At 41.5% G+C, this 10,313-nt stretch carries 11 protein-coding genes and 1 pseudogene; 3 read left to right on the top strand and 9 right to left on the bottom strand.

The window, feature by feature from the left end; all coding sequences use genetic code 11:
- Together JL57_RS35605 and JL57_RS26285 are read right to left on the bottom strand one after the other, a co-directional pair.
- The coding region (locus JL57_RS35605; protein ID WP_291300595.1) for a hypothetical protein at positions 1 to 210 on the bottom strand (210 nt) is incomplete at its 3' end.
- Between the two features lie 389 nt (positions 211 to 599).
- Positions 600 to 937, bottom strand: a pseudogene (locus tag JL57_RS26285) (recombinase family protein); the annotation flags it as partial.
- Between the two features lie 528 nt (positions 938 to 1,465).
- Between JL57_RS26285 and JL57_RS26280 the strand changes: the two are divergent.
- From JL57_RS26280 to purB, 3 genes are all read left to right on the top strand, one after another.
- The gene (locus JL57_RS26280; RefSeq protein WP_034144858.1) at positions 1,466 to 2,344 is read left to right on the top strand and encodes a LysR family transcriptional regulator; all 879 of its coding nucleotides are present in this window, start codon (positions 1,466 to 1,468) and stop codon (positions 2,342 to 2,344) included.
- A 257-nt stretch (positions 2,345 to 2,601) separates the two neighbouring features.
- Positions 2,602 to 3,312, top strand: a complete 711-nt coding sequence (locus JL57_RS26275) for an SLC13 family permease (RefSeq protein ID WP_291300594.1) — start codon at positions 2,602 to 2,604, stop codon at positions 3,310 to 3,312.
- 312 nt (positions 3,313 to 3,624) lie between these two features.
- Positions 3,625 to 4,989 (top strand): adenylosuccinate lyase, encoded by a 1,365-nt coding sequence (gene purB / locus JL57_RS26270; RefSeq protein WP_034144857.1) that lies wholly within the window; start codon positions 3,625 to 3,627, stop codon positions 4,987 to 4,989.
- A gap of 111 nt (positions 4,990 to 5,100) precedes the next feature.
- On the opposite strand, the gene JL57_RS36690 is transcribed toward purB, so the two are convergent.
- The 7 genes from JL57_RS36690 to JL57_RS26225 all read right to left on the bottom strand — a co-directional run.
- Complete coding sequence (locus tag JL57_RS36690; protein WP_366557109.1) at positions 5,101 to 5,547, bottom strand: peptide-methionine (R)-S-oxide reductase; 447 nt, start codon at positions 5,545 to 5,547, stop codon at positions 5,101 to 5,103.
- A gap of 67 nt (positions 5,548 to 5,614) precedes the next feature.
- Complete coding sequence (locus JL57_RS26260) at positions 5,615 to 6,916, bottom strand: plasmid pRiA4b ORF-3 family protein (RefSeq protein WP_034144856.1); 1,302 nt, start codon at positions 6,914 to 6,916, stop codon at positions 5,615 to 5,617.
- Positions 6,917 to 7,929: 1,013 nt separating this feature from the next.
- Positions 7,930 to 8,670, bottom strand: coding sequence for a Fic family protein (locus tag JL57_RS26245; protein WP_034144853.1), 741 nt, complete (start codon positions 8,668 to 8,670; stop codon positions 7,930 to 7,932).
- 337 nt (positions 8,671 to 9,007) lie between these two features.
- Positions 9,008 to 9,307, bottom strand: coding sequence for a DUF2399 domain-containing protein (locus JL57_RS26240; RefSeq protein ID WP_034144852.1), 300 nt, complete (start codon positions 9,305 to 9,307; stop codon positions 9,008 to 9,010).
- Between the two features lie 38 nt (positions 9,308 to 9,345).
- Positions 9,346 to 9,597, bottom strand: coding sequence for a hypothetical protein (locus JL57_RS26235; protein ID WP_034144851.1), 252 nt, complete (start codon positions 9,595 to 9,597; stop codon positions 9,346 to 9,348).
- Between the two features lie 192 nt (positions 9,598 to 9,789).
- Positions 9,790 to 10,107, bottom strand: coding sequence for a hypothetical protein (locus JL57_RS26230; RefSeq protein WP_034144850.1), 318 nt, complete (start codon positions 10,105 to 10,107; stop codon positions 9,790 to 9,792).
- Between the two features lie 12 nt (positions 10,108 to 10,119).
- A partial coding sequence (locus tag JL57_RS26225; RefSeq protein ID WP_034144849.1) for a hypothetical protein occupies positions 10,120 to 10,313 on the bottom strand: 194 nt, incomplete at its 5' end.

Genomic DNA, 10,313 nt, shown 5'->3' with positions numbered 1-10,313 from the left:
ATATCCACACTCCTTGGGGCTAATTTCACTCATAGGATATGTGGTCAGGCTTAAGAGTGTGACAACCTCAGTCGTCAGGCTTTTTAATATAGGGAAGTACCCCGCTGTTTGGTCGAGACAGCAGGGTACTTCCCTTTTTAGAATCTTTTTAATTCCCCCAAACCTGTAGCCGGCGGTTAATAAAAGTATTGAACCATTAATAAGTTGCATCTTTCAATCCATAGAAAACAAGTAACTGCAAAAAGCAATAAAACGCACCTAGGGCTAGGTGCGTTTTATTGGTAGAAGCCGGTTTGATGGAAATTATATGGAATTCTGCTGAGGTGCATTTAGAACCAGTAATCCCCTTTATATAAAACAATTTTAATAATGCATTATATGTATATACACATAATCGTGTAAAAAAACTTCTTAGAGTTTGGCTTCGCGTACTAAATCCTGCAGGTCGCTCAAAAGTACAGTCAAACGTTTATTGTCCATTTTTTCAACCATCTCTATCAACTCAGTGACAACCATAACCTCGCTCTGCAGTTCTTCAGCTTCGGCGTCTAAAGCAGTGGAGTCGGTCAGAATACATCCGGTTCAATTATTGCCGGATGAGCAAATCGTGATACCGACATCGTGATAATCATATCGATTCTGCCATTTAAAGCATCGGCAATCATCCGTTTAAAGCCGTTCCGCCTCTTGGTGTTGGTGGCTGATATACCTTCATCCGTATAAACATTGATAAACTCCCAGTCTTCTTTTCCTGGATAAAGCGTGTGTAATAATTAACCTGGGCTTCATAGCTTGATTGCTGTTCTTCGGAATCCGTCGAAACTCGGGCATAAGCGGCAACTCGTTTCTTGGTTGTTGCACTAACTCGAAGTGGGGAAAATTGGGAGACTGTTGCAGGAATCATAGTAACTGCTCTTACTGCTCTTACTGCTCTCATTTGCTTTCCCTCCTTCTTTGAATTTCCCGATCCCGTGCGTGCTGTTTTAACTCTTCAGTCCACCTTTCGCTTCTAGGGCGGTCTTGCCAAACGCGCTTGATATGTTGGCCGTCATGTAAAACAAAAACCAGAGTGTTAAACTCTGGTACGATAAGTTAGTGTCAGGCACCACAGGCCTATTAAGCCATCAAAATAACGTGTTGACAAAGGAGGTCTATAAAGATAGACTGTAAACCGCGCGTGTTTCTTTACCGAGAGCATTACCAAAAGCCGGCTGAACTTATACCTATTACTTAGATAAAACAAGAGATGGAGATGTATTTGAATATAAAACCGGGATCGGTCAGTGTATTGAATTCGTTTATCGTTATGCTCCCTTCTATGGTTACAGTTTTGCCAGTTTGAGTGAAAGATATGTCACGGCAGGTTTTTATGACGGGTCCGCATGCGTAGAGTCTATCCATGATGACGTGTGGGAAACCTTGTGGATCCACTTGTTCTGTTTGACCATGTAAGGGAGGTGTAACTATGGAATTGCGGCAGTTAGAATACTTTGAAGCGGTAAGTAGATTAAGAAGCTTTACCAAAGCAGCCAGTGAGCTTTGTGTTGCTCAGCCTTCAATAACAGTTGCTATCCGCAAACTGGAGGAAGAGCTTGGCATACCTTTGTTTGAACGCAGTCGAAAAAAGATATCCCTTACTTTGGAAGGGGAGATTTTTCTCCAAAAAGCTAACAGAATTCTTGGGGAAATACAGGATACTTTTAAAGTGATGAATGATTTGCGTCCAGATTTAAAGAGAATTCTTAGGTTAGGTATACCCCCTTCACTTGGTTCTTGGATGTTTCCGCTTATATACTCGGATTATGCTGGTAAATATCCAACTGTAAAGCTGATGGTACATGAAATGGGAACACATGAAATAATTCAGCAACTATTGGATGAAAAGATCGAGCTTGGATTTATTGTCATGTATAAGCCAATGCCTATGTTTGAACTACTTCCTGTCTCAGAGGGGGAACTGCTACTGTTGTTGCCATCAGACCATCCGTTAAAGCAATATGCAAGAGTTCCATTTGAGCTGTTAATCAATGAGCGGTTTATCATGTATTATGAAGGCACCTATATATATAGCAAGGTTATGGAGGAGTGCAACAGGCATCAATTTAAACCTGACGTATTATGCACACCTTCACAGATTGCTACATTATTTAACTTAGTGGCCAACGGGTCAGGCATTTCTTTTATACTGGATGATGCTGTTGCCATATTAAAAGACAACCCTTGTTTTGTCACTAGGCCATTGACTGACGCCATCAACTTTAAAACAGGAATAATATGGAAGAACGACAAATATTTATCCAAAGCAGCTCGGGAATTTATAGAGTTTATGAAAAAAGCAGAATAGAACCCACAGTACCGACCGTTGAAGTGGATATTAGCGAGGCAAGTAGTAATTGTATTTTTGCTACTTGCCTTAAGTCTATGGCCTAAATGAAAATAGATTAAAACTATAAGACTATAGTTCTTGAATATTTTTAATTGCCGGAATATTAAGATATGATTAAATTACTCTAGAGGGTACCCAATTGTGTCGCTAGCGAACATATGTACACGAAAATGGAGGTGTTTCTATGACCCCAGCAACTATTACATTGCTTATCCTTGCGGTGGTTATTGTGCTTTTATCTTCCGGAAAGATATAAGGAAGAGGCTGTCATTCATAGCCCAGAAAAAACAGTGAAAAATCAAGAGAATAGGGGAAGTAAAAATAAACAAATCATTGCTGTTGTAGTCTTTATCATATATATCCTCGGGATAATTTTCGAACCACAAACGAAGATATCTGCTCCATTAATCGGTATTGTGTGTGTTGTTGTTCTGGGTATTGCTGGAGTATTAAATGAAAAACAGATTTATCGAAGTATTGACTGGTCAACGGTTTTCTTCATTGTCGGCATGCTTACTCTAGCTGATGCCTTAGTCAAGTCAGGAGCGAGTAAAGTGATTGCTAATGGTGCCGTTGCTTTGATGGGGAAATCGCCAAGTGGCTATGTTCTTACCGCTGCTCTATTTCTGCTGTCTGCACTGTTAACTCAGTTTATGTCAAATACTGCTACTGCGGGGATGTTGTATCCCATTGGAATCGCAATTGCGCGCGGAATAGGAGCAGACCCCAGTTCAGTAGTAATGGCAATAGCCATAGGATGTTCGTGTGCGTTTGCTACACCGATCGGAACTCCTGCTAATACGATGGTGATGATCCCGGGAAAATACAAGTTTACTGATTGGGTCAAGGTTGGAGCACCCTTGATTATTATTGCTTTGCTTGTTAGCCTAGTTATTCTTCCAGTCGTGTGGCCGTTTTTCAAGTAAGTAATTTACGGGTTTTCAAAGTGAATGAGTTATGGTGCTTCATTCATCATAGACTGGTATGGGGAGTTCAGAGTTTTTGTCAGATCTACTCCCCATACCGCTCATGGTGGTGTTTATTATCTTTACTAAGATGAGACTATTAGATCCCTGAAAAAAGGTGTAGGGTAGTTTTATTGTTACCGATATAATACCGAAGTCTATTTCCGGATAACTAGTTCGGAAATTAATTGAGCGAAAGGATTACAACTATAATAGTTGTTGGAATAATTTCGATTTGTATGATCTGTTCTATAAATAATTGGCGGTGATAATTTGGCAACAAGCGTTTTAGACAATATGTTATACAAAAAAGGCTTTACAAGTGAGACTATGGGAAATATATTTAGTGAAAAAAATTCAATCCAGAAATTATTGGATGTAGAGGCGGTTCTAGCACGTGCCCAAGCAAAAATTGGTATGATTCCCGTTGAAGCAGCTGAAATAATCACTGAAAAAGCCAAGTATGAAATCATCGATTTAGCAGAGCTGGAAAGGCAGTATGCAGTTACCAGTCATCCATTTATACCGCTTTTAAAGGCTTTTACGAAGAATTGTGGAAATGCCGGACAGTATGTTCACTGGGGGGCAACCACTCAGGATATCATGGATACAGCTATGATTCTTCAGGTTAAAGAAGCATACAATGAGATTTTTGAAAAGCTGTTAGAATTAAATAGAAGCCTTGTAAAAATGTCTAAACAACACAGAGATCTGATCATGATGGGACGTACTAATGGTCAGCACGCACTACCTATTACCCTTGGGTTTAAGTTTGCAGTTTGGACAGCAGAAACACAGCGGCATATTTTACGCATAACAGAATGCAAAGATAGATTATTCGTCGGTCAGTTTTCGGGTGCGGTGGGGACACTGGCTTCAATCGGCAAACAGGGCATCAATGTAAGACAGCTTATGTTCCAGGAATTAGGACTTCAGGAACCTGTGATCACATGGAATACCTCCAGAGACAATCTTGTTGAATTTGCATCAGTCGTGGGAATAATGGCATCTACGATGGGCAAGATTGGAAATGAGGTCTATACCCTCCAAAAGCAGGAGTTTTCAGAGCTGGAGGACCATATTGCGGCAGGTTCGGTCGGAAGTAGTACAATGCCTCATAAAAGAAATCCCTTTGAAGCTTTGCAGATAGTATCCTTGTCCAGATTGCTGCGTACAGTTGTTTTTGAAGCTTATGAAACCCTTGAAAACGAGCATGAGCGTGATCCCCGCAGCTTATCTTTGGAATATGACTATATAGGCAGGATGTGCTGTATGGCAGCGGCAGCACTTGATAAGACTATAAGGCTTGTTGACAACTTAGTAGTAAATGAGAAATCTTTCGAAAGAAATATGAGTTTGTTACAAGGGCTTGTTTATTCCGAAGCAGTTATGATGAAATTGGGAGAAGAGATCGGAAGAGAGAATGCTCATGAACTCGTTCATAAGCTGGCAATGCAGGCAACCGAAAAGAGTGTACCTTTCAAAGATGTATTGCTAAGCAGCGAAGTAATATCAGGCAGATTTACAGAGGATGAAATTGATGAATTACTTAAACCAGAGAACTATTTAGGATTGGCTCAACAATTTGTTGATAATGTTCTTAGTAAAAATCATGATTTATTACAAGATACCCAATAAGGTAGCTCCTTGTTTTCGATATAATCGGGTTTAGGGTACAACAAAAAAACAACCGTCGGATTATCCGCCAATTGTTTTTTTGTTTGAGATTTATTTCTAGGATTGTGTTTGCTATGATATTTTCCCTTTACAAGCCGGGTTAATGAATTTTATTATGACAATTGCGATGATATCCACGAATACGAAAGCAATGTAAGCGCCGGTAAAGCTTTTGGTGACAGTCAAGGCAATTCCCAGAGTACCAAATAAGAAGGCGATCAGCGGAACAAATACTGCCGTAGCCAAGGGCATACCCATAGTTGCCCAGCCTAAGGCAAGCCCTTTCTTGGTGGGAAACCAGTTGGTGATAAGGGTGCCCGGGGGAATAAATCGTATCGAAGCACTGTTAATGCAGTACCTTTTTCCTCCTTTGTCTGCTGGACCGTCATCAAAAACATGTCCCAAGTGGAAATTACCAACTCTGCTGCGCACTTCAGTCCGAACCATGCCAAAGGTTGCATCCTTCTGATTGATAATAACCTCCGGAACAATAGGTTTGGTGAAGCTTGGCCAGTTCATTTTACAGAGCAGCAAAAACCGGATTATGATCAATTATCAAGTCTGGTAGGCGCTCACGTTTCCGGGGCTAATACCCATATCCGTACTGATCAGGCGCCTCACCCCGTTTACCAACAATCTTAGGTGTGAGAGGTAATGGCTTTTCCGAGCTTATTTCCTCTACTTCAACCTTAAACTCCCATTCATCACCATAATCGAAGAGGTAAAGAAAGGTTTTGCCAGGGTATAAGCCCAATTCCCCCATTGTGACTTCATCAGCGTGTGGCCCTTCATCAAGGGGTGATTCATAACGATCATGTGACCATTTCTTATTATCCATAAAAAAGCTATACAAGTGATCATCATCAAATTCAAAAGCTTCTTGAATAGCTAAATGCAATTGATGAAGATTATGCTTAGCCGTCAGTTCAATTTTTCGCCATTTCCCCCGACTTAAAGAGACTTTTAATAAATAGGTTCCTTCAACAAAATCCTTCTGATCGCGGGGAAGGGTATGCATTAATTCGCCAGGTACAAACAAAGAGACAAATTTTTTATAAAAGGGTTCAGCCAAACTTTCTTGCCGTGCTCTGGCCAGTTCAGCAAAACCCTGCGGTATCTTACCCATACTCCGGATCATATTCTCCAGCCCGTCAAGGATATCTTGAGAAGTCAAAACACCCTTCCGAAGGTTCACTTGATTCCAGTCCAGATAGTCCCGATATTTGAACAAAATTGGTGCTAAACTTACTCCAAATTCCGTCGGTGTCAGGGTTGAAGCCTCTATCTTACGCCGCGATTCTTTCAGAGCCTCTTCATCTTGAGTAAACTGCCAAAAACCAAAATACGTAAAGTACCACAGAAAATATCCCCAATCCCATAACCAGCTGTGCCAAGAAGACTTAGAATCCTTGACATTTAAAGTCTTTCCAGCTGTGACACGAGCTAGCTCTTGCCAAACAGAGGAAATGAGCCTTACATTTGGGATACGTCCATATGTCGCTTTTTGCAGAGCTTCCCAATCTGCATCGATCCAAAGTGTTTCCAGAAGAAAGAAGTACTGCTCGCACATCGTCAATTTCAAGTATTCTTCGTAGCGATCGGTTACCTTCAAATGAAATTTAACTCCCTTTCCTGGCATCATAACTGCCAGATTGCCTGCCAACGCTAAATGATAAAACATATGTAACAGGGGATATGAGCCTTGATCAAGCTTAGGGTTAGCATTTTCCGTCTTAAAGCTCATGAGTTGATTCAACCCCCATAATTGTTCCCTAGGCATGTACTGGTTTTTGGCTGATAATACCGTATCCTCCTCTTTCAGGCAATCCATGAACCTCAGAAAGTCCTGCAATAAAGGGGTTGGATAAGTTAAGGAAATCTCAAACATTTTTTCTTCTCCTTTTAATAACAGTTTTAATCGCTCAGCTCCAAGCCATCAGAACGAATGCTTCGCGCAATAATTCAGGAGGCACACACGAAGGGTCCTTATTCGTCTTCATCTCTACCTTCGGTAAAAAGCTCATCCAGACACCCGTCATCAATAGCCGACCCTCTATTTTTATAGGGAACTGACCGTGGCCTACCCATTTTATAAAATTTGCATGCCTTAGGTCCATAACAAAAGGGTTTCAAATCGATATTTTTTTATGTTCTTCTCAAAATCCCATTGAATTTCAACATTAGCCATATTGGCCCAAATACATTTATAACATTTTGTTTCCCACAAACGTTTACCATAAGATACCTCCAGACTCTGGTTCTGGGTTGAATAGCTACAATTTCACCTTGCCAATTCACTTTAAATGAAATATTTCCATAAACTCTCTTATTCATCTTCACTCTTCATCCTTTAAATTGATACCTCTGCCCTGTCAGGGATTCCACTGTCGTACGGCTTTGCGACTGCCAATGAAACAGCTCTTCATTGATGGAATAATCCTGATACATCCTTCTGGAGGTGAAGGTGAACTAATTGGCTTTTAATCTGGTCCATATTTTCAATGGTATCCGAAAGAGGACGTAGTTCATCATCCGACAAAGAAAGCAGGGCCTCGTCTAAGATCTCGTAAACCACGGTGGGCCGAAAATCCTTGGCTTTAGAATTGCCTTATATCCCCATAGTTAAAACTAGGGGCTTTACGGCAACAAGTTGTAATCTTTAGGTTGTCGCAGTGACGGGGTTACTGACAACTCTTTCGGTGTTGTGAGTAACCCCGTCACTGCGACATCATGGAACTAAGCGTTGCTTTTGCTAACTTGGCATCGTGTGAATTATCTGGCCCAAGAGTAAAAGGAAAATATAATTGCTTGCGAATGTGCCAAGAAAATAAGTTAATATTTAGAAGGCTATTTTGCACATTGACTTATTCACTATACCGAAAGAAGGGAACTGGGACTGATTTATTTTAGAACCGGATTGCTTAGGTCTGGAAAAAAGTACGAAACCATCACTTCGTATTGGTCCTGTGATGATAGGCAAGTATCCCTGAGAAATCCCTTTTCAGATTTGTATTCCTTCAGACCGCGGTAGTAAAACAGCTTATGTTCATGGTCAATGATAAAAGGGAGGATATCATTTTTAAGGCATTCTTTAAACATAATGATACGCCCTACTCGGCCGTTGCCGTCCTGAAAAGGATGGATGCTTTCGAACCTGAAATGGAAGTCCACGATATCTTCAACTTTAATATCCTTTTTTTGATGGTAATCGGCAAGCAGTTTTTGAATTTCTCCGGCCACCTTTGAGGGAGCAGTTGTTTTCATATCACCGACTACGTTCGGTCTGGCTTTGTATTCTCCGACACGAAACCACTCTTTGCGTTCATCGGAAGTATTTCTTTTTAGAAGCCGGTGGAATTCCTTAATCATATCCTCTGTCAGTTCCTCGTCCGCATGGGTAAGCATATAATCAAAGCAGGAAAAATGATTTACTGTTTCAATGATATCGTCAACATTTGCCACTTCATCCGGTTCCATATTGACTGTGTTTGTCTCATAAATGTATCGGGTCTGATCCTCGGACAGGAGGCTGCCTTCGATCCGGTTCGAATTGAAAGCGAGTTTGACCTGAGTCTGATGGTACAGACCACCCTTTAGCTTCATCTCTTTTTCTTCCCACAATCGTTCCAGTAACCTCTGCATTAGAAGTATCACTCTTTTCTATACTGTATTATACTAATTATACCACATTTTTACTTAATTTCACTTGGTTTTTGCTCTGAGTCATGCAAACTCAACGGTTTTAGTTCTACTGATATTTCCCAACCACATGCATCTTTACAAAGTTACGGTAATACCGTATTACCGGAAGGATGAGGCCCCCCGAAGCCAGAGTGCGACAGGACGTCGCACCCTTAAGATCAACGCAGACAAGATAATGAAGCATAATACAAATTCTCTCAACCAATTAGGATTCCAAGTGTCATTGTTACCTCGCAAGTCCCCATGCTAGATTAGCTCCTCAGCATTTGACTCAAGCCTATCGAATTCTTTCCTGCATTGACTGTTTCACATCACACCACAAGTCACTTAGAATCCCTTCTTGATAACCCGCTAGAGCGGTTTTAAGAAGTTTTTCTTTGAGAGGAGCGAGTTCAGGAGAGGAGACTCTGTCGAGTTGTTTCAAGCGCTGAGGACTTAGGGGCTGATCCGAGCGCGAAAGCTGATAATCTTCGGGGGTGTAATGCCAAGCTTTTGCTTGCCCGGGGTAGCGCAGTAAAAGCCGTTCTGCCATGGATAAGCCTTCAGGGTCGAAGTCCCCCGAGTTGGTTACTATCAATAATTTCCTCTAATACCACTGCTGCCTTTTGACGAAAGTTAGATCCTATCTTCTTCGTCTAAGCGCCGTTCAATCTCTTCATCAGTCAAGTCAAACTGGCGAGCGTATTCTCGTGCCCGTTGTCTCTGGGCATAATAATCCTGTTTGCGTTGCTCTCTTTCAAGTAAAGGATTCTGCTTCCCACGCCCTACATTTCGTAAGCTTCGATAAATAGCGTAACTGATGAGTGAAGTGAATAGCAGCATGATAATACTCTGAAGTGGATTTCCAAAGCCAAAACCTATGATCACACTGTTCACCTCCGAAAAGTCTTGTTTCCTTATATTCTACCATAGCGGTACTAAAGCCTTCTAAAGAATTTTCTTCACTTAGCACGCAGAAACCGTTGCCGGCCCAGAAATCATCCGACAGATGCGGAGTGTCTCATGGAGATCCTCCGGCGGCGACGACAATGGTTTTCGATTCCTTATCATTGATGATTTTTAGTTGTGTCGGTGATAATTCGCCAAACAGCTGTTTGAACTTTGATGGTGTAATGTTTCGTTTGATTTCGTCCTGACGGCTGCCCGAAAAATATTTATGCAGAAAGGACTGACAATCTGGATGACGTCCTCTTTCACAATGCCCAAATGATCGGAGATATAATCGATCCTTGCTTCCGCGACTTCATCACCGGAGCGTCCTTTGCTTTTACTGGAGATCAGTTTCTTAATGATCCTCGTGGCCTGTTCCTTTTGCTTATCACTAAAACGACTGGAACTGTAAATCTTCTGAACGGCCTCTTCTGCATTTTTGGCCAAAATACTGTTCGCTTAGAGCCTCGGGCTATTCTGACCTCTTTTCAGATAGCCTGCGTTTTCCAAGGCCGCAATAGCCGTGGTCACTCTGGTGCCAATGTCCATGATACTATCATCCCAACCGGCCTTTCGGGCAATCTCCAACGTGGATTGGGATGCCTTGGCCCGTGATTTGGTGATATCTTTAACAGCCTTCCAGATCTGTTGGA

Source organism: Desulfosporosinus sp. BICA1-9 (assembly GCF_000802135.1).
The sequence above is the reverse complement of the archived record's forward strand: the minus strand, read 5'-3'. Positions and strand labels throughout refer to the sequence as shown.

Coding starts and splice junctions, on each gene's coding strand:
- JL57_RS26280 (WP_034144858.1), top strand. CDS start 1,466: ATGGAATTGCGGCAGTTAGAATACTTTGAAGCGGTAAGTAGATTAAGA.
- JL57_RS36690 (WP_366557109.1), bottom strand. CDS start 5,547: ATGAACTGGCCAAGCTTCACCAAACCTATTGTTCCGGAGGTTATTATC.
- JL57_RS26260 (WP_034144856.1), bottom strand. CDS start 6,916: ATGTTTGAGATTTCCTTAACTTATCCAACCCCTTTATTGCAGGACTTT.
- JL57_RS26245 (WP_034144853.1), bottom strand. CDS start 8,670: ATGCAGAGGTTACTGGAACGATTGTGGGAAGAAAAAGAGATGAAGCTA.